The 26,114-nt window shown below is 50.7% G+C and carries 19 protein-coding genes; 17 read left to right on the top strand and 2 right to left on the bottom strand.

What is annotated here, in order from left to right; translation table 11 throughout:
* From HMPREF9473_RS24940 to HMPREF9473_RS24885, 12 genes are all read left to right on the top strand, one after another.
* Positions 1–1,518: a sensor histidine kinase gene (locus tag HMPREF9473_RS24940; protein WP_006783013.1), complete on the top strand. Its 1,518-nt coding sequence runs from the start codon at positions 1–3 to the stop codon at positions 1,516–1,518.
* Between the two features lie 2 nt (positions 1,519–1,520).
* Entirely contained in the window at positions 1,521–2,360 is an 840-nt protein-coding gene (locus HMPREF9473_RS24935) for a response regulator transcription factor (protein WP_006783012.1), read from the top strand.
* A gap of 192 nt (positions 2,361–2,552) precedes the next feature.
* On the top strand, positions 2,553–3,656 hold the full coding sequence (locus tag HMPREF9473_RS24930) for a TRAP transporter substrate-binding protein (protein WP_006783011.1): 1,104 nt from the start codon (positions 2,553–2,555) through the stop codon (positions 3,654–3,656).
* A gap of 96 nt (positions 3,657–3,752) precedes the next feature.
* Positions 3,753–4,274: a TRAP transporter small permease gene (locus HMPREF9473_RS24925; protein ID WP_006783010.1), complete on the top strand. Its 522-nt coding sequence runs from the start codon at positions 3,753–3,755 to the stop codon at positions 4,272–4,274.
* A 3-nt stretch (positions 4,275–4,277) separates the two neighbouring features.
* A complete protein-coding gene (locus HMPREF9473_RS24920) occupies positions 4,278–5,570 on the top strand; it encodes a TRAP transporter large permease (RefSeq protein WP_006783009.1) in 1,293 nt (430 codons plus the stop codon).
* A 110-nt stretch (positions 5,571–5,680) separates the two neighbouring features.
* Positions 5,681–6,691, top strand: coding sequence for a TRAP transporter substrate-binding protein (gene dctP / locus HMPREF9473_RS24915; protein WP_034860143.1), 1,011 nt, complete (start codon positions 5,681–5,683; stop codon positions 6,689–6,691).
* Between the two features lie 258 nt (positions 6,692–6,949).
* The gene (locus HMPREF9473_RS24910) at positions 6,950–8,431 is read left to right on the top strand and encodes a sulfatase family protein (protein ID WP_006783007.1); all 1,482 of its coding nucleotides are present in this window, start codon (positions 6,950–6,952) and stop codon (positions 8,429–8,431) included.
* 16 nt (positions 8,432–8,447) lie between these two features.
* Positions 8,448–9,524, top strand: a complete 1,077-nt coding sequence (locus HMPREF9473_RS24905; RefSeq protein ID WP_006783006.1) for a tripartite tricarboxylate transporter substrate binding protein — start codon at positions 8,448–8,450, stop codon at positions 9,522–9,524.
* Positions 9,525–9,547: 23 nt separating this feature from the next.
* On the top strand, positions 9,548–10,012 hold the full coding sequence (locus tag HMPREF9473_RS24900) for a tripartite tricarboxylate transporter TctB family protein (RefSeq protein ID WP_006783005.1): 465 nt from the start codon (positions 9,548–9,550) through the stop codon (positions 10,010–10,012).
* Between the two features lie 13 nt (positions 10,013–10,025).
* A complete protein-coding gene (locus HMPREF9473_RS24895; RefSeq protein ID WP_006783004.1) occupies positions 10,026–11,558 on the top strand; it encodes a tripartite tricarboxylate transporter permease in 1,533 nt (510 codons plus the stop codon).
* Between the two features lie 69 nt (positions 11,559–11,627).
* Entirely contained in the window at positions 11,628–12,665 is a 1,038-nt protein-coding gene (locus tag HMPREF9473_RS24890; protein WP_006783003.1) for a LacI family DNA-binding transcriptional regulator, read from the top strand.
* A gap of 31 nt (positions 12,666–12,696) precedes the next feature.
* Positions 12,697–14,055 (top strand): sulfatase-like hydrolase/transferase, encoded by a 1,359-nt coding sequence (locus tag HMPREF9473_RS24885; protein ID WP_006783002.1) that lies wholly within the window; start codon positions 12,697–12,699, stop codon positions 14,053–14,055.
* A gap of 111 nt (positions 14,056–14,166) precedes the next feature.
* Here the strand turns inward: HMPREF9473_RS24885 and HMPREF9473_RS24880 are convergent, their stop codons facing one another.
* The gene (locus HMPREF9473_RS24880; protein WP_006783001.1) at positions 14,167–15,459 is read right to left on the bottom strand and encodes an ATP-binding protein; all 1,293 of its coding nucleotides are present in this window, start codon (positions 15,457–15,459) and stop codon (positions 14,167–14,169) included.
* A 245-nt stretch (positions 15,460–15,704) separates the two neighbouring features.
* Positions 15,705–19,958 carry a 2-hydroxyacyl-CoA dehydratase gene (locus tag HMPREF9473_RS24875; protein WP_006783000.1) on the bottom strand — a complete coding sequence of 1,418 codons (4,254 nt, stop codon included), beginning with the start codon at positions 19,956–19,958 and terminating at the stop codon, positions 15,705–15,707.
* A gap of 306 nt (positions 19,959–20,264) precedes the next feature.
* On the opposite strand from HMPREF9473_RS24875, the gene HMPREF9473_RS24870 reads away from it, so the two are divergent.
* The 5 genes from HMPREF9473_RS24870 to HMPREF9473_RS24850 all read left to right on the top strand — a co-directional run bounded on the left by HMPREF9473_RS24870 (position 20,265) and on the right by HMPREF9473_RS24850 (position 25,951).
* Entirely contained in the window at positions 20,265–21,206 is a 942-nt protein-coding gene (locus tag HMPREF9473_RS24870; RefSeq protein ID WP_006782999.1) for a magnesium transporter CorA family protein, read from the top strand.
* A 29-nt stretch (positions 21,207–21,235) separates the two neighbouring features.
* Entirely contained in the window at positions 21,236–22,105 is an 870-nt protein-coding gene (locus HMPREF9473_RS24865; protein WP_006782998.1) for a hypothetical protein, read from the top strand.
* An 8-nt stretch (positions 22,106–22,113) separates the two neighbouring features.
* Positions 22,114–23,547 (top strand): pyruvate kinase, encoded by a 1,434-nt coding sequence (pyk, locus tag HMPREF9473_RS24860; RefSeq protein ID WP_006782997.1) that lies wholly within the window; start codon positions 22,114–22,116, stop codon positions 23,545–23,547.
* A gap of 130 nt (positions 23,548–23,677) precedes the next feature.
* The gene (locus HMPREF9473_RS24855) at positions 23,678–24,946 is read left to right on the top strand and encodes a diaminopimelate decarboxylase (RefSeq protein ID WP_034860173.1); all 1,269 of its coding nucleotides are present in this window, start codon (positions 23,678–23,680) and stop codon (positions 24,944–24,946) included.
* A gap of 147 nt (positions 24,947–25,093) precedes the next feature.
* Positions 25,094–25,951 (top strand): tyrosine-type recombinase/integrase, encoded by an 858-nt coding sequence (locus tag HMPREF9473_RS24850; RefSeq protein WP_006782995.1) that lies wholly within the window; start codon positions 25,094–25,096, stop codon positions 25,949–25,951.
* Positions 25,952–26,114: the final 163 nt, after the last annotated feature.

Genomic DNA, 26,114 nt, shown 5'->3' with positions numbered 1-26,114 from the left:
ATGTTTCAGTACATAAAGAATATCTGGCTGTCCGTGTCGCTGAAGAAAAAACTTGGCTCTTACACCGTTATGGTGATTCTGGTTATGGGATTGTCCGTGGCCTTTAATATCTATGTCATGAATTTTGCCCTGGGCAGCTTTAACGTGATACTGGATGACAACTCCCGGTGCCATGATTTTCAGGAGGCCATGGAACTGGAGATCAAGGCGTTTGAGACCTATGTGAGAGAGCGGACCTCGGAGAACCGGGAAGAGTATGTGCTGGCCTGTGTCAGAAGTGAGCGGTGCCTGCGCTCCCTGCCCTTTGACTACGGGGAAATCGGCCAGGAGCGGTACGCCAGAACCTGGAATGTGAAAAACGGCTATGAGAATTACCGCGATGCCAGGGACCGGCTTCTGGAGATGAGCTCGTCAGATGAAAATTTTATTCCGAGTCTCTATAAAATCTATAATATGCAGTCCTACATCCAGACGTATATCAGGCGTCTGGTACAGGTGACCTTAAAGGAGGGAAATGCCAGCTACCAGGACAAGGTATCCGTGTTTTACAATATGCCCTACCTGATCTTGGTATTCTCCATTGTCATGATGGTGGTGGCCATCTGCATCACGAGGCTGCTGTCCAACACCTTGATCAACCCGCTGATTCAGCTGGCCCGCAGCTCCAGGAAGATTGGGAAAAATGATTTCAGCGAGCCGGACATGGTCACACCGAATAAAGACGAGGTGGGCGAGCTTGTGAGGGCCTTCAACAAGATGAAGCACTCCACGGAGGGTTATATCAATACGTTAAAGAAGAATAACGAGATGGCACAGCTGCTTCATCAGGAGGAGCTGGAGAAGATGGAGATGGAGAAACGTCTGGACGCCACCAGGATGGAGCTGTTAAAGAGCCAGATTAATCCTCATTTTCTGTTTAACACGTTAAATATGATTGCCTGCACAGCAAAGCTGGAGGAAGCGGCCACCACGGAGCGGATGATATCCAGCATGAGCAATCTGTTCCGGTATAATCTGAAGACCTCGGAGCAGGTCGTGCCGCTGTCCCAGGAGATGAAGGTGGTAAAGGACTATCTCTATATCCAGCAGATGCGGTTTGGAAGCCGGATCCAGTTTAAAGCCATGTTGAAGGTGGATGAGGACGAGGTGATGATTCCGGCCTTCACCCTTCAGCCGGTGGTGGAAAATGCCATCATCCACGGTCTGTCGAAGAAGGAGCAGGGAGGACTTATCTGCCTGCGGGTGTGGCAGGATGGGGAAAATGTCACCATATCCGTTGCGGATACGGGAGTCGGCATGGATGAAAAGAGCCTTGAGGAGCTGCTTGGGGCGCTGAATGGCAAGCGGACGGCCCGGGTGGGAATCGGTGTGGGCAACATTTACCAGAGGATTCACATCATGTATCCGGAGGGCGGAGATTTGAGGATATACAGTAAGAAAGACAGGGGAACCGTGGTTCAGATGGTAATCCCCCAGGATAGACAGGCCGAGCAGGTCTGGGATAAAAAGGAGGAATAGGCATGTACCGTCTGCTGATAGCCGATGATGAGATGATAGAGAGAGCGGTGTTATATAAGACACTGAAGGAGAATTTAGGGGAGCAGTGCGAGATTTTCCAGGCGGAAAATGGCAGGGAAGCCCTGCGCATCTACGAGGAGGAGAAGATTCAGATTGCCATCCTGGATATTGAGATGCCGGGAATTAACGGAATCGGGGCGGCGGAGAAAATCCGGGAGACGGACAAGGACTGCTGTATCATCTTCCTGACGGCTTTTGATGAGTTCGCCTACGCCAAGAAGGCTATCACCGTGCGTGCCCTGGATTATCTGTTAAAACCTTATAATGACGAGGAACTGATCCTGGTTGTGGAGGAAGCCATGCGGCTGGCCGGAGAGCGGGAGAGAGAAAAGGAGGCGTTTAAACAGGAGCAGGCTGGCGGGTCTGACGGCATCGGCGTGGAACGCGGGGACGCCGGGGATTCGGAGGATATCACTTCGGAGGAAGAGCCGGAGGAGGCCGGCAATGTGCGGCTGTCCAAGGTAGCGGAGATGATCACCCAGTATATCCGGGAGAATTATATGTATGATTTGTCTATGCAGGACGTGGCGCGGATGATGAATTACTCGGAGGCCTATTTCTGTAAGCTGTTTAAGCAGTGCTTCAACCGGAATTTTACCTCCTATCTGACGGAATACCGGGTGGAGGAGGCCAAGAAAATGCTGGCGGAGCCCACGGTGAACGTGAAGGAGATCGGCAAGGCGGTGGGCTATTCCGATTCCAACTATTTTGCGAAGGTATTTAAGCGGATTACGGGCCAGAGCCCGACGGAATACCGGCTGGATATATTTCAGAAAGGCTGATTGTTATCTTTTTAACACCGTTTGTATGAAATGCATAAATAAGAATGCCGGATAGGTTAAAATTATACTATGATTCACAAAAATTTACCGTATCCAGAATCCGGTTTATCTCTTATAATAAAATTAACGTGAAGAAAGCGTTAAAATTTAATGCAGAAGCGTAAAAAATGTGTTAAGAGGAGGAAAAGATTCATGAAAAAAAGATTTCTTAGTACAACCCTGTGCATGGCAATGGTAGCGGCTTCTTTAGCTGGCTGCGGCAATGCGAAGACAGATGCAACCACGGCAGCTCCGGCTGAGACAACCACAGCGGCAGCAGCAGGTGAGAGCAAGGCAGAGGATACCACGGCGGCAGCGGCAGCTGATACGGCTGACATGCCAGAGGTAACTTTAGTATACGCAGAGGTTAACCCGTTAGATACCATCGTTGGCCAGACAGGTACTGCTTTCAAGGAGAAAGTAGAGGAACTGTCCGGCGGTAAGATGAAGATTGATATTCAGGCAAGTGGTGTTCTCGGTTCTGAGAACGACGTACTTGATACTATGCTTGGCGGCGGCGGAACTATTGATATGTCCCGTATCTCCGCATTCGCTCTGACAAGCTACGGCGGAGAGAAATCCAGTCTCCTTTCCGTACCGTTTACATTTGTAAGCCGTGACCATTTCTGGAATTTTGCTAACTCTGATTTGGCGCCGGAATTCCTGCTTGAACCGCACGAGAATGGCAGCGGTGTGAGAGGTCTGTTCTATGGAGAAGAGGGCTTCCGTCATTTCTTCACAAAGAACCCGGTTAACGGTATTGAAGATTTAAAGGGAATGAAACTTCGTGTGTCTAACGACCCGATTATGAACGGTATGGTTGAAGGCCTTGGCGCTTCTCCGACAGTTGTTTCCTTCGGTGAGTTATACTCCGCATTGCAGACCGGTGTTGTAGATGGTGCAGAGCAGCCAATCGCAAACTACAAGTCCAACGCATTCCCAGAGGTTGCCAACAACCTGATTCTGGATGGACATACACTGGGCGCAATCCAGGTTATCATCACAGATGAGGCTTGGGATAAGCTGACACCGGCACAGCAGGATATCATTGTTGAGGCTGGCAAGTATGCTTCCGATTTCAACAGAAAGATTTCTGAGGACGCTGAGAATGAAGTTCTTCAGCAGTTAAAGGATGAGGGATGTAACGTTGTTGAGGTTACTGACATCAAACCATGGCAGGAGGCTTGTAAGGATATCATCGAGTCCTCTACCGCTAAGAATAAAGAACTGTATCAGCAGATTCTGGATTTACAGTAATCACAGGTAATGAAAGACGGGCACAGGGGAATCAAGGCCCCTGTGCCTTTTTAACACAAAAGTTCAAGTGTTGTGTTATCACAAGGAGGGAGTAGTATGCCGGGGATTTTTAAAACTATCGATAAGATTAAACCTGCGTATGACGTGACTTACAGGTTTGTTATGTTCATATGTAAGATACTTCTGATCGTGGATATTCTGATTACCACTATGGCAGTTGCTGGGCGTTACATACCGTTTATTCCGGACCCAGCATGGAGCGAGGAAGTGGTGCTGACATGTATGTCTTATATGGCTGTTCTTTCGGCCGCGCTTGCCATCAGGAGAGGCGCCCATATTCGTATGACGGCTCTGGACGGTTACCTGCCAAAAGGACTGGTAAAGTCACTCGATATTCTGGCGGACCTTGCGGTTTTGATTCTGTCCGTGATTATGATTACGGTGGGCTGGAAATATGCGACCGGAATCGGCTCCAAGGGGACCTATGTCAGCATGCCGAATGTGTCCAGATTCTGGATGTACTTCCCGGTTCCACTGGCCGGCGTGGCTATGCTGATCTTTGAGCTGGAAGCCTTATATAATCATATCAAAAGTTTCTTTGTAAAGGAGGAGGCATAACGCATGAGTGGAGATACATTAGCAATTACAATATTACTTGCCAGCTTTTTTATTATGGTATTCCTGCGGTTTCCAATTGCATATGCAGTAGCTCTTTCTTCCGTTTTGTGTCTGCTGTCACAGGGACTTCCACTGACGACGATCTGCCAGCAGATGGTAAAGGGTATCAGCTCCTTCAGTTTGATGGCGGTGCCGTTCTTTATCACCATGGGCTGTCTGATGGGCTCCGGAGGCATTTCCGAGAAGCTGATAGCGCTGGCCAACTCCTGTGTGGGGTGGATGCGGGGCGGCATGGCGATGGTTAACATCGTGGCTTCCTATTTCTTTGGCGGTATTTCCGGTTCGGCGGCCGCTGATACGGCTTCTCTTGGTTCCATCCTGATTCCTATGATGGTGGACCAGGGTTATGACGATGACTTTTCAACGGCGGTTACAATCACTTCCTCCTGTGAGGGACTTCTTGTTCCGCCAAGCCATAATATGGTTATCTATGCAACTACGGCAGGTGGCATTTCCGTGGGAAGTTTGTTCCTGGCAGGTTACCTTCCGGGCGCGCTGCTGGCGGCCAGCCTGATGATTGGTTCCTACATCATTTCCGTGAAACGCAATTATCCAAAGGGCGAGAAGTTCAGCATCATGAATCTTGTGAAACAGATGAGCGTGTCGATCTGGGCGCTTGCGGCAGTGTTGATTGTTGTGTTCGGCGTTGTAGGCGGTGTGTTTACGGCTACGGAGTCCGCGGCTATCGCTGTTATTTACAGCTTGATTGTCAGCGTGTTTATCTATAGGGGACTTGACTGGAAGGGCGTATGGAGAGTTCTTGGTGATTGTGTGGATACACTGTCCATCGTGTTAATTCTGATTGCAACCTCCAATATCTTCGGCTTCTGTCTGACACGTCTTCACGTGCCGGAGCTGGCGGCTGGCGCAATTACCAGTATCACGGACAACCCGATTATTCTGGCGCTGCTGTTGAACCTGATTCTGCTGGTACTTGGATGTATCATGGATATGGCTCCAATCATTCTGATTGCGACACCTATCCTGCTTCCAATTGCAACTTCCATCGGTATTGACCCGATTCAGTTTGGTATCATGGTAATCTTAAACTGTGGTATCGGTCTGTTGACACCTCCGGTTGGAGCGGTATTGTTTATCGGTTCGGCGGTCTCGAAGGTGTCCATGGAACGGGTGGTGAAGGCGACGCTGCCGTTCTACCTGTGTATGATTGTGACGTTGCTTTTGATTACGTTTGTGCCGGCTATCAGTATGTGGCTGCCGCAGATGCTGGGTTAAGGGTGAATATGAGTATTTGAGTTTGATAACAAATGATACCGGGGGTGCTGCCGGCGGTCTGACTGGCTGCCGGAGGCGGCCCCGGTTGTTTTTGAGAGAAAGGACGGGCCGTGAGAAAAAGACGAAGATATCTGCTGCTGTGTATGGCGGCGGTTTTAATGACTGCATGCGGCAGTCCGGGAAAGAAGGCGGCTGACGGCGCTGCTCCGGAGTTTGTGTTTACCTATGCGGAAAACCAGGCGGAGGATTATCCCACCACCCAGGGGGCGTATCGGTTTGCGGAGCTGGTGAAGGAGCGGACCGGCGGAAGAATTGAGATACAGATTAATGCGGACGGAATTCTGGGGGACGAGAGAAATGTGGTGGAGCAGATGCAGTTTGGCGGGGTTGATTTCGCCAGGGTGTCATTAAGCACCATGGGGGATGCGATACCGAAGCTGAATGTGCTTCAGCTGCCCTATCTCTATACCGGTGCCGACCATATGTGGAAGGTGCTGGAGGGGGAGATTGGAGACGATTTCCTGGATTCGGTCAGCGAGCTGGATTTGGTGGCGTTGTCCTGGTATGACGCTGGGGCGCGTAATTTTTACAGCACTGCAAAACCAATACGGACGCTGGAGGACATGAAGGGAATGACGATTCGTGTCCAGGAGTCGGAGCTGATGATGGAGATGGTGCGGGCGCTCGGGGCTTACCCCACGGCGTCGGTGTACAGTGAGGTGTACTCGGAGCTTCAGACGGGGGCTATTGACGGGGCGGAGAACAACTGGCCGTCCTATGAGTCGGCCAGCCATTATGAGGTGGCCAGGTACTTTACGCTGGATGAACACACCCGGGTGCCGGAGCTGCAGATTGTGGCCGGTTCCACCTGGAAGAAACTGTCGGAGGAGGACCAGGCTATCATCCGAAGCTGTGCCCAGGAGTCCGCCCGGTATGAGCGGGAGCTGTGGGCGGAGCGGGAGAAGACCTCCGAGGACAAGGTCCGCGCCGCTGGCTGTGAGGTGATTGAGCTGCCGCCGGAGGAGAAGGAGAAGTTCCAGGAGGCGGTGACGCCGATGTATGGGAAGTTCTGCGCGGATTATGTGGATATTATTGATGAGATTGTGGCGGCGGGGAGATAAGTTTTGAATGATTAGAAGAACTTTGAGAGATAGGGAAATGTGATATCTCTCAGGGTTCTTTTGTTTTTAAGACGAATAGTTAACGTTAACGATATAAAATACAGAATTAGAGAGGGTAAATATGAAAGTTGTATCGTTAAAATGCATAAATTATGTAATATATAATAAAATATATTGACAAATCATACATATAATGCTATTGTAGTTTTGTTAATAACGTTAACGTTAACGAAAAAAGTAACAGGAGGAGGGGAACGGGTGAAACAGAAAAATGTTGTTGTCATCCTGGCTGACCAATTTCGCAGGGACTGTATCGGAGCATACGGCAACGTTTATGTGAAAACTCCCAATATAGACCGGCTGGCGGCGCAGAGTATTCGGTTTGAGCATTCCTATGTAGCAAACCCCATCTGTGGTCCAAACCGCACGACGTGGTTTTCCGGTATGTATCCGTCCAATCATGGCAGTTACACCAACGGCCTGGTGAAGGTAGATGACGGGCGTACGGTCATGCACGAGCTTCGCAGGGAAGGATACCAGACGGCCAGTATCGGAAAAATCCATTTTAATCCATACAGTCCGGAATCGGAGGGAAAGAGTTTTGAGAGTGTCAAAACCTGGGAGGAGATGCCTGAGGAGGATGGGTACCAGGGCGGATATTTTGGTTTTGATTACGTGGAGCTGACTGTGGGGCATACACTGCCGAAGGCTCATTATTACAAATGGTTTCGGGAACACGGCGGTAAGGACGAGATGTTTACGGTGACGCCGTGTGGTCCGGTGTATGGGCCGGATGAGACCTGCGGAGTGCGGAATATGCCATCGAGCCTGTCTTCCTCCGCCTTTGTGGGGGAGCGCAGTGTGAATTATTTAAGACATATCAGAGACAGGGAGAAACCATTTTTCCTGTCAGTGAGTTTTCCGGACCCCCATCATCCGTTCACGTCCTGCTATGATGATTATGAGCGGTGGAAGGATGCCCCGGTTGCGGCTCCGATTGGAACACCGGAGGATTTGGAAAGCCGGCCAGGGCATTTCGAGCAGCAATTTCAGGGGAGCTGGAGCCGCAGAGGAAGCGCTCCTCCCAAACATGGGGATGGAATTCCCAAGGAAGTGGCAATAGAGAGAGTCCGCCACACCTACGCGATGATTGAGGCGATTGACCGGAATGTGGGATTGGTGTTGGATGAGCTGGAACGGCAGGGGCTGATGGGGGATACGATTGTGATTCTGGCCTCCGACCATGGAGAACTGCTGGGAGACCACGGTCTCTGGCTTAAGGGGCCGTTTCTGTACCAGGGATTGATCAACACACCGCTTTTGATGCATGTGCCGGGGATTCAGCCGAGAGTGTCGAGGGGACTGGTATCCGCGGTGGATATCGCGCCGACCATTCTGGAACTGACCGGTTGTCCGGTTCCTTCCTACGTGGATGGAATATCCCAGGCACCCCACATCCGGGATGAAGCGGTGAGGGTGAGGGAGGCCTGCATGATAGAGTATCGCAACGGTTATGACTGTGATGTCTGTGTCAATGCGATTGTGGGAGAAGATTATAAGTATGTGATTTATGAGACCGGGGAAGAGGAGTATACGGATTTGGCACAGGACCCGGAAGAACGAAGAAATGTTGCAGGGGAGGATGCCTATGAGCAGGCGGTTTCAAAGGCTGCAAAGGCGCTGCTTCTTGAACGTTTAAAAGCAAAAACCAAGGGGATTGTCCAGTATGGACACGCATAAACAAGGAGGGTTTACTATGAAAAAATTAACAGGTATGATGCTGGCGGCAGCTATGATAGTTTCATTGGCGGCGTGTGGGAACAAAGCGGCTACGGAGACGGCAGCTCCGACAGAGGCGGCTAAGATGGAAGAGACGAAGATGGAGGAAGCAAAGAAGGATGAAACGAAGGCTGAGACGAAGGCAGAGATGTCAGACGTGAAATGGCCGACCGGTCCGGTATCCATCTTTGTGCCTGGCAAAGCAGGCGCCAATCTGGACACGAAGGCACGCCTTGTAGCAAAATATTTAAGCCCGGAACTGGGGGTGGATGTGGTAGTTGATAACCGGCCGGGAGCTGGCGGAATCACTGCCTGTACCCAGTATCTGGCGGAGGAAGCGAACAGCAATAACATTGAGTACATGGCGGCCTCCAATCTTGCCGTTGCACCGATTTACAATGACTGCGAGTTTACGGCGGACGATTTTGTGACAGTTGCAGGCCTTGACAGTGTGGAGAATGGTTTGTTTGTGGATGCGAAGCTGGGTATCAAGACGCTGGAGGAACTGAAAGCCTATGCGGAGGGCAAGACGGTGAAGTTTGCCAGCGCCGGTGTGGGAAATGATTCCTTCCTGGTATCCAAGATTGTGATGGAAGAACTGGGGATTACTTCCGACAGTGTGAATGGTGACGGATTTGGTGATGCGCTTGTCAATGTGATGAACGGCTCCGCGGAGGTATGTTACTGTGCATTAAACCAGGCATCCCAGTATGTGGAGGACGGCTCCATCGTTCCGCTGGCAGTATACAGCGAGGAGAATTATACGGGATATGCCGATTTTGGGTTTGCGGAGGTTCCTACCTTAAAGAGTGCGGGAGTGGACGTATCCTATTCTACTATTACCTGGTTTTCCCTGCGGGCTGGGACGGACCAGGCGGTTGTTGAGAAGCTGGCCGCTGCGTTACAGAAGGTGTATGATAACCCGGAGTTTCAGGCAGAATTTACGGAAGCTGGTTTTGTGATGCTTCCGGATGTATCGACAGCCGCGGTTTCCAAACGTGTGGACAACATGATTGCTGACTGTGCCGCATTTGCGGAAAAGATTGGTAACTAAAATCGGAGATGTAAGGAGGGGCCATGAAGAAGATAACTTTGAAAAAGAATCTATGCTCGGGAATTCTTGCTGTGTTGATTGGTGTATTCCTGAGGGTGATACTGCCTTACAGTATTAAATCAAAAGTGAATACCGTAACTTCGGCCGTGGGCCCTGCTTACCTGCCGAAGCTGGTGATTTATGGCATGATTTTATGCGGAATCTGCCTGCTCTTGACAAGCCTGGTTTTGAAGAAGGATGAGACGTTGGAGGTAGAGATAGGGCGGGAGGGTCATGCAGTCCTTTATTTTGTACTGCTTCTGTTTTATATGTTTGCCATGAAGTACGTGGGATTTCTGATAGCCTCCGTTATTTTTTCCGCTGTTTCCATGTGGATGATGGAGGACAGGGATTGGAGACATTATCTTTCCGTGGAACTTCTGGTGATTGTGATTTTTGTATCTTTTAAATATGGTCTGCATGTCACGCTGCCGACAATAATTCTGTAAGGAGGTGTAAGAATTGATTCAATCCATTTTAAATGGTTCGGTTGATGTATTTACGTTGGTGAATCTTCTTATGATTTTTGCCGGCTGCTTTATCGGGATTGTGTTTGGCGCCATCCCCGGGCTGTCTACGGATCTGGCAGTTATCCTGTTTCTGCCGTTGACGTATTCCATGGGGATATTGCCGGGCATCCTGTTTCTGCTTGGTATTTACTGTGGAGGTACCTATGGCGGTTCCATCACCGCGGTGTTAATCGGAACGCCGGGAACCAACGTGGCGATGGCTACGGTGTTTGACGGGCATCCGCTGGCGCAAAAAGGGAAGCCCAGGAAAGCGCTGCAGATGTGTCTGTTTGCATCGACGATTGGCGGACTGCTCAGCTCCTTTATTCTGCTGTTTACAGCGCCGTTTATATCAGAATTCGTGCTGAAGTTTGCGGCGCCGGAGTATTTCGCCTTATCCGTTTTCGGAATTTCTATCATCGCCGGTGTCAGCGGCAACAGTATGATGCGGGGGATTTTCATGGGCTGTCTGGGGATTTTGATGGCTTGTGTGGGAATTGATGCTTCATCCGGGGCGACACGGTTTGCCTTTGGAAATGTCTATTTGATGAAGGGACTTGGCCTGCTTCCCGTACTGCTGGGAGTGTTTGCTCTGCCCAATATTCTGAACCAGATTTACAGCAAGGGTTATTTGAAGAAATTTGTCTATAACCGGGAACTGGACAGAGAGGATGTGTTGACGAAGGAGGAGCGGAAGCGGTGCATGCCAATCATTTTAAAGTCCACAGGAATTGGCGCCCTGATTGGGGCAATCCCGGGAGCGGGAGCCGGTATTGCGGCTTTCATGGCCTACAATGAGGGGAAACGGGCTTCTAAAAATGGTGATAAGTTTGGAACCGGTGAATTGGAAGGCATCGCGGCGCCGGAGGCTGCCAACAACGCGGTGACGGGCTGTTCCCTGATTCCGCTGTTTACGCTTGGAATACCGGGAAGCGTGGTGGCGGCTCTTCTGATTGGCGCGTTTACCATGAAGGGGCTGACACCTGGGCCCATGCTGTTTCGGAATCAGTCGGCTCTCATGTACGCGATTATGATTGGGATGATTGTGGCTAACGTGGCTATGTTTCTGGAAGGAAAATATCTTCTGAGATTTTTTATGAAAATATCACGGCTGCCACAGCCTATTTTGTTCACGGGACTTGCGCTGTTCTGTGTGGCGGGCTCGTATTCCTTTTCCAATCACATGTTTAATGTGTATGTGCTGATGTTTTTCGGTATAGTGATGTATGTTCTGCAGAAGGTGGGATTTCCCGGGGCGCCGTTTGTGCTGGGAATCGTGCTGGGCTCTTTGATGGAGGGGAACTTAAAGAATTCTCTTGTGATGTCAGACGGGTCCTGGCTGATATTCTTTAAACGGCCTATCTGCATTGTGATTCTTTTAATTACTGTTTTCTTTACGTCGTATTCAATTAAGAAGACAAGGAGTCTGAAAAAGAGTGGGGCCGAGGCTGCCGGAGTGGACGAGGCCACGGCTTTGGAGGATTGATTACTATTGCGTTAACCCGCAGATTCAGGTAAAATTAGGAAATAGAAAGATTGGCGAAAGGCGGGTTTTATGATGGCAGTTACATTAAAATCTATCGCCGCTGTCTCAGGGGTTTCCATCGGCACGGTTGACCGTGTGCTGCACAATCGTGGAGGAGTCAGCGAAGAGACAAAAGTCCAGGTTCGGAAAGCGGCAGCGGATTTGGGTTATAAATCCAATATCATCGGAAAGGCTCTGGTTACACAGCGCAATCCGCTGAAAATCGGAGTGATTATCAATGCCAGGGAGTTTAACTATTTTGCGGCGGAAGTGTGGCGCGGCGTGGAGGCGGGAAGTGAGGAAATCGAGAGCTTCGGCGTATCCGTGATTCCTTACCCGATGGAAGAAGTGGATGAGGCGGCCCAGTTAAGACTGTTAGCACAGGCGGGGGAAGACCGGGTGAATGGTCTGGTCATCAAGCCGGTCAATAGTCCTGCCATCCAGCGGGCCATTGATAAACTGGTGGATGAGGGGATTTCGATTATCACCTGCACCTCGGATGTGGTGGATTCCAAACGGCTCTGTTTTGTGGGGCATAACCATCAGCATGAGGGGCGGATGCTGGGCAGTCTGCTGAGTAAGGTGGTGGGAGCGGAAGCCAGAATCGCCATCATTACCGGCTCGATGCATGTGCTGGGACACAAGAGAAAGACGGAAGGGTTCAGTTCCGCTTTGATGTCCCGCAGACCGGACGCAAAGATACTGGGCGTCTTTGAGACGAACCATAACATTGCCGTGGCGGTATCCATTGTGGAGGCGCTTTGCAAGGATGGCGCCGTGGATGCGCTCTGCGTGCAGTCCATGGATAAAAAGGGGCTTGAAAGTATCTGCAAGCTGTTCCCGGAAGGAGAGAAGCCGCTTATCTGCTCCTTCGGAACGGGGGAAGAGCTTTCCGATTTAATCGTGGGGGGACTGGTGGATTTTGCGATAGAGGAGAATCCTTATCAGCAGGGTTATTCTGCGATCAGGATGATGTTCGATGTGCTGTTTAATCAGTTGAAGCCGGAATTTTCCTTCTATGAGGTGGATGCCCACATTGTGATAGATGAGAGTTACACGCGGGGGTAAGCGGTTTATGGCCGGTAGAAAGGAGTTTTTGATGGGCAGACCCAATATTATCTTTTATTTTTCGGACCAGCAGAGGTTCGACACCTGCGGAGTGTATGGACAGCCGCTTCCGATTACACCGAATCTGGACGCCTTGGCGGCAGACGGAGTGGTCTTTGAGGAGGCGTACAGCCCGCAGCCGGTGTGCGGCCCCTGCCGGGCATTGTTTCAGACGGGACGGTATCCCACGGAAACCGGATGTTTCCGGAACAATATCGCGCTTCCTGACGGGTGTAAGACGCTGGCAGATTATTTTAACGAGGCAGGGTATGAGACCGCCTATATCGGGAAATGGCATTTGGCAAGTACCGGTAATCTGGAGGAAAAGCCGGAGGTGGATTATACCGTCACAGCGGTTCCACCGGAGCGCAGAGGCGGCTATAAGGGCTTTTGGAGAGCGGCGGATGTGCTGGAATTTACCAGCCACGGCTACGACGGATATGTGTTTGATGAAAATATGAACAAGTGCGGGTTTAAGGGGTACCGGGTAGACTGTATCACGGATTTTGCGCTGGAATATCTGGATGGGTATGGGGGAGAACGGCCGTTTTTTATGACGATTTCCCATATTGAACCGCATCATCAGAATGACCACAAGTGCTATGAGGGGCCTGTGGGCTCCAAAGAGCGTTTCTCTGATTATGTGCTGCCCGGGGATTTGGCGGCGCTTAAGGGAAATGCGGATGAGATGTACCCGGATTATCTGGGGTGTTGTAAGAGCCTGGATGACAATCTGGGGCGCCTGATAGAGAAATTGAAGGAAAAGGGGCTGTTTGAGAATACGGTGATTGTCTATGCCTCCGATCATGGAAGCCATTTCATGACGAGAAACCAGGATGAGCATTTGAACGGATATGATGATTATAAACGCACCTGCCACTCGGCGGCGCTGCATGTTCCGCTGGTGATAGCCGGCCCCGGATATGGCGGCGGCAAGCGGGTGAAGGAGCTGGTGAGCACGGCCAGCCTTCCAAAGACATTTCTGGCGATGGCAGGAGTGGATGTGGGAGATGCCATGATTGGAGAGAATCTTCACAAGGTGGCGGAGGGAGAAGTCCAGGGACGCGACAATGTGATATTTGCCCAGATCAGTGAGAGCCGTGTGGGGCGCTGCGTCAGAACGGAGCATTATCTGTACAGTGTCTATGCGCCAGGGATATCCGGCGGGGCGCAGGCGGACAGCGATGTCTATGTGGATGATTTTCTGTATGATGTGAAAAAAGACCCCTATGAGCTTCATAATCTGATTGGAGAGCCGGGATATGAGGAAGTGCGGGAGGAAATGGCGAAGCTGCTTGTAAAAGAGATGGAGAAGGCAGGGGAGAAGATTCCTGAGATTCGGAAGAGTTAAATTACTATCTGGAACAGATTGAGACTGCCCTTATGTAAAGGCAGTCTCAATTTTTTTCATGGGAAGTTATCTCACGGACTTTTTCCCCCACAATACTGTTGTTTGAGTCGTCTAAATACAAAACGCTGCATACAGTGGAATATACTTTACCTTCTCTCCCATGCCAAAATTTTTCAAAGAAAAGCGGATGCAGTATGCTGGTTCATAAGCTTGGGCAAACACATTTAAGCTTCTGGAGCGCACATGCTCTCCTGCTTTGACCTCGATTCCTATGACTTTGTTCCCTTTCTGCAGCACGAAATCCAGCTCTGCTTTGCCACCGCTTTCCCAGTAATACAAATCATAGCCCCGCGCCGCTAACTGCTGTGCCACATAATTTTCCGCAACCGCTCCCATAAACAGATTCCCGGCTCCCGTCAGGATTGTCTCCTGGGATATTCCGGACTTCATTGTGAGCAGGCCCACATCTCCCATGTAAAGCTTAAATGCCGACAAATCTGCATAAACCGCTATCGGTTCATATGCGTGTTGCAGCCGCTGGCATTTCAGCACAACGCCAGCCAGCCCAAGCCATTCAATGGATGTTCCAAAGATCGTCGCGCTTCCGCCTCTCTGCACCACCTTATACTGGAACTTTTTGTTCTCTTTGGCAAGCTGAGCTGGAATCGACTGATAGCAGGCGCGAATCTTGACACTGTCCGAGTTGGAAGCATATTTTGCCATATCCGCCGTATAATTATCAAGAATCTCACTCTGAATCAACGGCACATCCAGAAAACTCCTGGTTTTCAGAAAGGCATTGATACAGGCTGGCATTCCGCCAATAATGAGATATTCCCGATAAAGCTCCACAGCTTCTTCATGCAGAGCCTCCGGCAATGGCTCCATCTGTTCATATGCGGACCGAATCTCTTCACACAGCAGTACTTTCCCCCTTGCCCACAGGTATTCTTCAAAATCCAGTGGGTACATGGTTAATGTCTCCACTTTTCCCACTGGGAAAGAATATTGCTGTCGATTAATCGCTACCCCCAGCAGGCTTCCCGCCGCCGCAATATGGAATTCCGGCGTCTCCTCACAAAAATACTTTAGGGAAGTCAACGCCCGCTCGCAGGATTGAATTTCATCAAAAATAACCAGCGTTTCCCCGGCAATAATTTTCTCCCCCGCGGAGGTTTCCAGATAGCGCAGCAACTTTTCCGGTGAAATATTGCTGTTAAAAAAAGATGCCACTGCAAGGTTTGTCTCCAGATTGATATACACGACATTTTTAAAATGTTTCTCGCCAAACCGGCGCAGCAAATAGGTCTTTCCCACCTGTCTCGCACCGTTGACGATCAGTGGCATCCTGTCTGCCCGTTTCTCTTTCCACGCAATAAGATCAGTTTCGATTCTTCTTTTCATACACTTCAACTCACTTTCTATTACTGTCAGTATACTGTGCTTTTGACAGTTAAGTCAAGAAAAATCAAGAATTTCTGATTTTTCTTGACTTAACTGCCAAAATAACTATGGATTTTTAGATAAAAAAGCCTATTATAACGACTTTATGTATTCAGAAGAAGCAAAAAAATACCCTGCCTCTTACTCTTAAGGGGCAGGGTATTTGAATAGATGAAGGTTATTTTTTTGGGCTGAAAACAGCCGCACTATGACAAATCTGTCTTCGCTAAATTCTTCTGCGCCGTGGCCAGCATCAGTTTGATTCGGTTTAGCTGGTTTACTTCGCTGGCGCCGGGGTCGTAGTCTACGGCGATGACGTTGGAAGTGGGATAGGCATTCCGGATTTCCTTGATCACGCCTTTGCCCACGATGTGGTTGGGCAGGCAGCCGAAGGGCTGGGTGCAGACGATGTTGTTGACACCGCTATGTATCAGCTCCAGCATTTCCCCGGTGAGGAACCAGCCTTCGCCGGTCTGGTTGCCCAGGGATACGAAGTCCTCGGCCATGCTGGCTAAATCATGGATTCTGGCCGGCGGGGTGAAGTGGGTGCTGGCGGACAATTCTTTTCTGGCTACCTTTCGGAAGTATTCCAGTAAGGAGATGCCCATGTTGCACAGTCTGGCGGTGGAACTCTTGCCGCCTAAGTTATCCCGCTTGAAATTGCTGTTGTAGAAGCAGTACAGCAGGAAATCCATCAAGTCCGGCATTACCGCCTCGGCGCCCTCGGCTTCCAAAAGCTCCACGATGTTGTTGTTGGCCAGCGGGGAGAATTTCACCAGGATTTCTCCTACGATTCCCACTTTTGGCTTTTTGATATCCAGTCTTGGAAGGACGTCAAAGTCGTGGATGATGCCGCGGACATTCCGGTTGAATTCCAGCATGGACGGCGTCCGCTTGGAGAGGGATGCGATGCATCTGGCTTTCCATTTCCCGTGAAGGGCGTTGGCGGAGCCTGGCTCCTTCTCGTAGGGCCTTGTGGCGTAGAGAACCCGCATGAAAATGTCTCCGTATACCACGGCCTGCATGGCTTTGGTCAGCAGGGCCGGGGTGAAGGTGAAGCCCGGGTTGGTCTCCATGCCGTTGGCGTTGATGGAGATGACCGGAATCTGAGGCATGCCGGCTTTCTCCAGGGCACGGCGGATGAAGCCGATGTAGTTGGAGGCGCGGCAGCCGCCGCCGGTCTGGCTCATGAGAACGGCCGTGTGGTCTAAGTCATATTTGCCGGACAGCAGCGCATCCATAATCTGGCCGATGACGATGAGAGACGGGTAACAGGCGTCGTTGTTCACATACTGAAGTCCCACGTCGACGGCGTTGCGGTTGTGGTTCTGCAATACCTCGATGTTGTAACCGAAGGAGCGGATAGCCGGCTCCAGCAGATCAAAGTGGATGGGCGACATCTGCGGGCACAGCAGGGTGTAGTTCTTCTTCATTTCCTTGGTGAAGACCACCCGGTTGTAGGCGCTGGATACCACCCGGTTTTTGTGATGGTTCTTTTCACGCACCCGGAGGGCGGCGATGAGGGAGCGGACACGGATTCTGGCGGCTCCTAAGTTGTTGACCTCATCTATCTTTAATACGGTATAGATCTTGCCTGCGCTTGTCAGGATATCGTGAACCTGGTCCGTGGTGACGGCGTCAAGGCCGCAGCCGAAGGAATTTAGCTGAATCAAATCCAGGCAGTCGCTGGTCCTGACATAGGAGGCCGCCGCGTAGAGGCGGGAGTGGTACATCCACTGGTCGGTCACCACTAAAGGCCGCTCCACCTTTCCCAGATGGGAGATGGAGTCCTCCGTCAGTACGGCCAGGCCGTAGGAGGTAATCAACTCAGGAATCCCGTGGTGAATCTCCGGGTCCACATGGTAGGGGCGTCCGGCCAGCACGATGCCGTGTTTTCCGGTTGTCTTTAAGTACTGGAGGGTCTCCTCTCCCTTTTGTTCCATATCCCGGCGGGAAGCCAGCAGCTCCTCCCATGCCTTGTGAGCCGCCGCCTGTACCTCGGATGCGGGTATGTGAAACTCCTTCTGGAATTCCTGCACCAGCTGCCTGGTGAGAATGTCCTCGTTGGTAAATGCCATGAAGGGATTGAGGAAACGAATATGTTTCTCAGTCAGCTCCTCCACGTTGTTTTTGATATTCTCCGCGTAGGAAGTCACCATGGGGCAGTTGTAGTGGTTGCCGGATTCCGGTGACTCGTTGCGCTCGTAGGGAATGCAGGGGTAGAAAATGGTCTGGATTCCCTGGGCAATGAGCCAGGAGATATGTCCATGGACCAGCTTCGCCGGGTAACACTCGGATTCGCTGGGGATGGAGTCAATGCCAAGCTCATAGATGTTTTTGGTGGACTGGGGCGACAGCACGGTACGGAAGCCCAGCTCCTTGAAAAAGACTGCCCAGTACGGGTAGTTCTCGTACATGTTGAGAACCCTTGGAATTCCCACGGTTCCCCGCGGCGCCTGGTCCGGCGTCAGGGCCTCGTAGTCAAACATTCGGTGATATTTGTAATCAAACAGGTTCGGCACGTCGTGTTTGACCTTCTCTTTGCCAAGACCACGCTCACAGCGGTTGCCGCTGATAAACTGGCGGCCGCCCCCGAACCGGTTGACGGTCAGGACACAGTTGTTGGTACAGCCCTTGCAGCGGGTCATGCGGGTCTCGTATTTTAAGTTGATAATCTTGTCTAAGGGCAGCATGGTGGTGGTCTTGGTGCCGTCATACCGCTCTCTGGCGATTAAGGCGGCGCCGAAGGCGCCCATGATTCCGGCGATGTTGGGGCGCACGGCCTGACAGCCGGATATCTTCTCAAAGCTTCTCAGCACGGCATCGTTGTAGAAGGTGCCGCCCTGAACGACCACATGGCTGCCCAAGTCCGCCGGACTTGTAATCTTGATAACTTTGTATAGGGCGTTCTTGATGACGGAGTAGGCTAAGCCGGCGGAGATATCCGCCACGCTGGCGCCCTCTTTCTGGGCCTGCTTGACGTTGGAGTTCATAAATACGGTACAGCGGGTGCCCAGGTCCGTGGGATTCTTGGCAAACAGCGCCTCCTTTGCGAAATCCTCCACGGAATAGTTCAGGGATTTGGCAAAGGTCTCGATAAAGGAACCACAGCCGGAGGAGCAGGCCTCGTTCAACTGGACGCTGTCCACGGTGTTATCCTTGATTTTGATGCATTTCATATCCTGGCCGCCGATGTCCAGAATACAGTCCACGTCGGGCTCGAAAAAGGCCGCGGCGTAGTAGTGGGAGATGGTTTCCACCTCTCCCTCATCCAGCATCAGAGCCGCTTTCAAGAGGGCTTCCCCATAGCCGGTCGAGCAGGACCAGGCAATGTGAGCCTTCTCCGGCAGCAGCGCCCGAATCTCCCTCATGGAGCGGATGGTAGTTGCCAGGGGGCTTCCGTTGTTGTTGCTGTAAAAGTCGTAGAGCAGGGAGCCGTCCTCGCCCACCAGCGCAATCTTGGTGGTGGTGGAGCCGGCGTCGATGCCTAAAAAGCAGTTGCCCTCATATGCAGCCAGGTGGGAAGTCTTCACATGGTTGTTGCTGTGGCTGTCTAAAAAGGCCGCGTAATCGTCCTCATCCACAAACAGCGGTTCCATTCTCTTGACCTCAAAATCCATCTGAATGCCATGAGACAGTTTGTCAATCAGGGTCTCCAGGTCGATAGCTGTCTTCTCCTGACTGTTCATAGCGGCTCCCAAAGCGGCAAACAGATGGGAGTGGTCCGGGGCAATGATGGCGTCCCCGGTCAGATGGAGGGTGCGGATAAATGCCTGGCGAAGCTCCGACAAAAAGTGGAGCGGACCGCCCAGGAAGGCAACATTTCCACGAATGGGTTTGCCACAGGCCAGTCCGCTGATGGTCTGGTTCACAACCGCCTGGAAGATGGAGGCGGATAAATCTTCTTTGGTTGCCCCCTCGTTGATCAGCGGCTGGATGTCGGATTTGGCAAAGACGCCGCACCGGGCCGCGATGGGGTAAATCGCCTGATAGTTCTTGGCATATTCGTTTAAGCCGGTGGCATCCGTCTGAAGAAGGGTTGCCATCTGGTCGATAAACGAGCCGGTGCCTCCGGCACAGATACCGTTCATCCGCTGGTCAATACCGTTGGTGAAATAGATAATCTTTGCGTCCTCGCCGCCCAGCTCAATGGCCACGTCGGTCTGGGGCGCGTAGTCCTGAAGGGCTGTGGCCACCGCCACTACCTCCTGGACGAATGGTACTTCCAGATGTCTTGATAAGGTCAGTCCGCCGGAACCGGTAATCATGGGATGCACTTCCATGGGGCCCAGCTTCTCGAAGCCGCGTCGCAGAAGTTCTGCCAGCGTCTCCTGAATGTTGGCGAAATGTCTCTCGTAGTCTGAAAATATCATATTCTGACTGCCATCGGTGATGGCAATCTTCACGGTTGTAGAACCGATATCGATTCCTAAAGAGTAATAGTTGTTTGTATTATTCATAAATGCGGGGAAATCCCTGCCTCCTTTGTGTTCAAGATATGCATAAAACGTCAGAAATAGCATACCGCCCATAGTTTAACACAAAATATGAAAGAATACAATTGTTGAACGGTGTTAAAAAACCGTTAAGAGTGTAACGCTTTCTGGTGAAAATACCCATATGGAGCCTGGATAAACGGGGGGTTAAAACCGTGTAAAAATTGGAGTTTCTCTCCTGTTATGTTTGACAAACGGACTGTCAGAAACTATAATGTATAAGTCGAAGATTGCTTTGATGAAAAAGAAAGAGATGAGGAATATGACAATATGATTCAAATCTTTATGACAGAAGATGGTACCATCCATCAAAAAGAAGAGTCCGGGCAGGGCGCATGGATTGCGCTGACGAACCCGACGGCTACGGAGATTCTGGAAATTTCAGAGCGCTACGGCATTGACCCGGACCATTTGAAGGCGCCTCTGGATGAGGAGGAGCGCTCCCGTATTGAGGTGGAGGAGCATTATTCCTTAATTTTGGTGGATATTCCGGCTATTGAGGAGAGAAACGGGAAAGACTGGTATGTAACCATCCCTCTCGGCATCATTACCACGGACGAGGTGATGATAACCGTGTGTCTGGAGGAGACGCCGATTCTGGCGGCATTTATGGACGGGCGGGTGAAGGACTTCTATACGTATATGAAGACCCGGTTTATTCTGCAGATTCTTTACAAGAATGCGTCCCTGTTTTTGCAGTATCTGAGGATTATTGATAAGAAGAGCGATGTGGTGGAGCGGAAACTTCATGTGTCGCAGAAGAATCAGGAACTGATTGAGCTTTTGGAGCTGGAAAAGAGTCTGGTGTATTTTACCACGTCCCTGCGCTCCAACGAAGTGGTGTTTGAGAAGCTTTTGAAAAATGAGAAGATTAAGAAGTACCCGGAGGACACGGAGCTTCTGGAAGATGTCATCATTGAGAACAAGCAGGCGATTGAGATGGCCAACATTTACAGCGGCATCCTGAGCGGGACGATGGATGCGTTTGCGTCCGTTATTTCCAACAACTTAAATATCGTGATGAAATTCCTGGCGACAATCACCATTGTGCTGTCCATCCCGACGATGGTGGCCAGTTTTTATGGAATGAATGTGAACCCGGCGGGGATGCCATTTGCGGGAAGCGTCTATGGATTCTGGATTGTGCTGGCGTGCGCGGCGCTGATTTCACTGATTGTTGCGTTGATTTTTTCTAAGAAGGACTTGTTTTAGGCATTTAGCCGTAAGAAAAGGATGATGGAATGAAATTTTTTAATCGTTTAGAGACGAAGTACCGGAAGTATGCGATTCATAACCTGATGTACTATATTGTGATTCTGTATGCGGTAGGTTTGGTTATACAATTGCCCGGTATTGGGAATCCTATGTTTTACTGGAAGTATTTGAGTCTGGATGCGGGAGCGATTCTGCATGGACAGATTTGGCGGATTGTGACGTTTATTGTTTACCCGCCGTCCTTTGGATTGTTTCTGTTTGACAGCCTGTTTTTTGGTATTATTGCGCTGTTTATGTATTACAGCCTGGGGCGGACGCTGGAGAGTATCTGGGGGGCATTCCGGTTTAATGTGTTCTTCTTTGTGGGAATGTTCGGCCAGGTGGTGGCGTCGCTGGTCTGCTATCTGGTGTTCCATCAGTTTACCTTGATGACCACCGGATATTTGAATCTGTCGATTTTCCTGGCATTTGCCATGTGTTTTCCGGATGCGCAGTTCTATCTGTTCTTTGTGCTGCCGGTGAAGGCAAAATGGCTGGCAGTGGCAGAGGTGGCAGTCTGCGTTTACGGATTTATCGTTGGAAACTTAAGCAGCCGGGTAGAGATTGTGATTGCCCTTGCCAACATCATTTTCTTCTTTATGATGACGAGGAATGTGGCAAAGTTTAATCCGCAGCAGATGAAGCGGAAAAAAGAATTTAAGAAGCAGATGAAGATTATGCCTCAGGGGAAGAGCCGTCATAAATGCGCGGTCTGTGGAAGGACCGAGGAGGACGGCGCCAATTTGGAATTCCGGTATTGCTCCAAATGTGAGGGCAATTATGAGTACTGCCAGGATCATCTGTATACCCATCAGCATGTGACGGGGAATGGCGGCAGGCCAGAGGATAATAATTAGGAGGAATTATGAAAAAGACAAAGATTATATGTACAATGGGACCGAATACGGACAACCGGGAATTGATGACCGCGCTGGCGGTGAATGGCATGGATATTGCCAGATTTAACTTTTCCCACGGAGATTATGAGGAGCAGAGAAACCGTCTGAACCTTCTCAAAAGTGTGAGGGAAGAGGTGGGACTGCCGATTGCGGCTCTGCTTGACACCAAGGGGCCGGAGATTCGTACCGGGCTTTTGAAGGATGACAAGAAGGTGATTCTGGAGACGGGACAGACGTATACGCTGACCACCAGAGAGATTATTGGAGACGATACCATCGGCCATATCAATTACAGCGGACTCAATGAGGATGTATCTGCCGGGAACCGGATTCTGATTGATGACGGTTTGATTGAACTGCGGGTGGAAAAGGTGGACGACACGGATATCGTGTGCACCGTGGTAAATGGCGGCGAGCTGGGCGCGAGAAAAGGCGTCAATGTGCCGAATGTGAAGATTAAACTGCCGGCATTGACAGACAAGGACAAGGCGGATATCCAGTTTGGCATTGAGGAAGGCTTTGATTTTATCGCGGCTTCCTTTGTGAGAACCGCGGATGCCGTTCTTGAGATTAAGCAGATGCTTCATGACGCGGGCGCCAACATGAGCGTCATTGCCAAGATTGAGAATGCGGAAGGCATTGAGAATATTGACGCGATTATCGAGGCCAGCGACGGTATCATGGTTGCCCGTGGCGATATGGGCGTGGAGATTCCGGCGGAGCAGGTGCCTTATATTCAGAAAATGATTATCCGCAAGTGTAACGAGGCGTGCAAGCCGGTTATCACGGCCACCCAGATGCTGGATTCCATGATTCGCAATCCGAGACCTACCAGAGCGGAGGTGACGGATGTGGCCAACGCGGTGTATGACGGAACGGATGTTGTCATGCTGTCAGGTGAGACGGCCATGGGAAAATATCCGGTTGACGCTCTGAAGATGATGGCACAGATTGTGGAGGAGACGGAGTCTCATCTGGATTACTCGGCTTACCGGGAGAGAAAGGTGTCCGCGGCCAACGTACACAATATCTCCAACGCAGTGTGCTATTCTTCTGTTTCCACGGCACATGATTTGGGGGCACAGGTGATTGTAGCGCCAAGTATCAGCGGATTTACGACAAGGATGCTGTCAAAATGGAGACCGGCGGCCAACATTATCGGGCTGTCACCCAGCATCGCTTCTGTGAGACAGATGCAGATTTACTGGGGCGTGACACCGTTCCATGCAAGACGTGCGGAGTCCACCGACCTTTTGATTGAGTCCTCTCTGGAGCTGTTGAAGGAGAAGGGTGTTGTGAAGGAAGGGGATTTGGCGGTTGTGACGGCAGGAGTAGTCACCCATGCCAAACGCCATGAGCCGGCGGCCCATACCAACATTATGAGAGTTGTAACGATTTAAATCGTGTGATAGATTAGAAAAAACTGGACAAAGAAGTCCGCCTTAGAGTACAATGGTGCGTAACAGCCTTGTGCTCTTAGACGGGCTTTTTGCGTTTTTAAGATTTGTAGGAGAAAGGGGATTAAAGAACGTGGAGAAGAAGACATTTGTGACGCTGGAGCAGCTTTCGGAGATAACGAAGACGTATCCGACGCCATTTCATCTGTATGATGAGAAGGGGATTCGGGAAAATGCGAAGCGGCTGCAGGAAGCATTTTCGTGGAATCAAGGGTTTCGGGAATATTTCGCGGTGAAGGCGACGCCGAATCCGTTTCTGTTACAGATACTGAGAGAGTACGGGTGCGGGGCTGACTGTTCTTCCATGACGGAGCTGATGATGTCGGAGGCCAGCGGGTTTCATGGGGAGGAGATCATGTTCTCGTCCAATGATACGCCGATGGAGGAATTCCAGTACGCCCACAAGCTGGGGGCGATTATCAACCTGGATGACATTACCCATATTGCATGTCTGGAGGAAGCGATTGGGGAGATTCCGGAGACCATCAGCTGCCGGTATAATCCGGGTGGACTGTTTAAAATCAGCAATGATATCATGGACAATCCGGGGGATGCCAAGTACGGGATGACGACGGAGCAGCTGTTTGAGGCGTTCCGGATTTTGAAGGATAAAGGGGCGAAACGGTTTGGTATTCACGCGTTCCTGGCCAGCAATACGGTGACGAATGAGTATTATCCGATGCTTGCGAAGGTGCTGTTTGAGGTGGCGGTGAAGCTGAAGGAGGAGACCGGGGCGGATATTCGGTTTATCAATCTGTCAGGTGGAATCGGAATTCCTTACCGGCCGGACCAGGAGCCCAATGATATCCGGGTGATTGGGGAAGGCGTGAGACAGGTGTATGAGGAAGTGCTGGTGCCGGCTGGGCTGGGCGATGTAGCGCTCTACACGGAGCTGGGCCGGTTTATGATGGGCCCTTATGGGTGTCTGGTGACGAAGGCGATTCATGAGAAGCACACCCACAAAGAGTATGTGGGGGTGGACGCCTGTGCGGTGAATCTGATGCGGCCGGCCATGTATGGGGCTTACCATCATATCACAGTGATGGGGAAGGAGCAGCAGCCCTGTGACCATAAGTATGATGTGGTGGGCTCACTTTGTGAAAATAATGACAAATTCGCCATTGACCGGATGCTGCCGGAGATTGAGAAGGGCGATTTGCTGGTGATTCATGATACCGGGGCCCATGGATTTTCGATGGGGTATAATTATAATGGAAAGCTGAAGTCGGCGGAACTGCTGCTGAAGGAAGACGGCTCCGTGCAGATGATCCGGCGGGCGGAGACGGCGAAGGATTATTTTGCTACCTTTGATTTTTGTGATATGTTGAAGGAGTATGAGTGATAGGAGCCTGGAAGTCAGGAGTTTGAGAAAAAGATGAGGGAACCCGGATGGGCGGCCTCATCTTTTTTGGACTTGCAATTTTGGGCATTTCCATATATGGTTATAGCAGAGGTTGAATCGAACAGAAGAGGGAGGATTTTTTTTAACATGAGAGTGCGTAAAAATGTGAATATCACGGAACAGACGTTGAAGGAATATGAAGAATATCTCCGGGATGAGGAGCGGAGCGGGGCTACTGTGGAGAAATATGTGCGGGACGTGAGGAAGTTTTTGGCATTTCTTCCGGAGGATAAAGGGATTGAGAAGGAAATGGTCCGGGAATATAAGGAGTGGCTGCGGGAGCGGTATAAGATTACCAGCGCCAATTCCATGCTGGCGGCTGTCAATAACTTTTTTGTTTTTCTGGGGAGGGAGGAGCTTAAGGTGAAGCTGTATAAGATTCAGAGAATGACTTACAGCAGGCCAGAGCGGGAGATAACGGAGAAGGATTATGTGGGGCTTGTCAAGGCCGCGAGAGCGGACGGGGATGAGCGGATGAGTATGCTGCTTCAGACGATCGGGAGTACGGGGATTCGGATTAGTGAGTTGAAGTTCATCACGGTGGATGCGGTAAATGCGGGAAGAGCGGAGATTTATAATAAGGGAAAGTCGCGGGTGGTGCTGCTGCCGGCGGAACTGACACGGCTGTTGAAGACTTACTGCCGGAAGGCGGGAATTGGGACGGGGAGCATTTTTGTCACGAGAAACGGGAAGCCCATGGACAGGAGCAATATCAGCAAGCGGATGAAACAGCTGGGGATAGAAGCGGGAGTGGATGTGGCGAAGGTATTTCCCCATAATCTGCGGCATCTGTTTGCGAGAATCTTTTACAGCATTGAGAAGGATGTGGTGCGGTTGATGGATTTGCTGGGGCATTCGAATATCAGCACGACCAGGATATATACGGCGGCGACGGAGGAACAGCCGAGGCGGCAGATGGCGCGAATGCATTTGGTGCTTGGGTGATTGGGAAATTATCCGGAATAAAAAAATACCCCATAATGTTAATTATGCGGTAACGTAAATCATGATGTGAGGGTTTCTGCCCTCATGATATAGTCTATTATACCCATTTTCGTAAAATTTGCAAGGTTTGAGTTGGAAAAAAATGCAAGTTTCTGAAAATAAT

Origin of the sequence: Hungatella hathewayi WAL-18680 (assembly GCF_000235505.1) — a bacterium.
Taxonomy (GTDB): domain Bacteria; phylum Bacillota; class Clostridia; order Lachnospirales; family Lachnospiraceae; genus Hungatella_A; species Hungatella_A hathewayi_A.
Note: the sequence above shows the minus strand (reverse complement) of the source record. Positions and strands in the feature narration are given on the sequence as shown.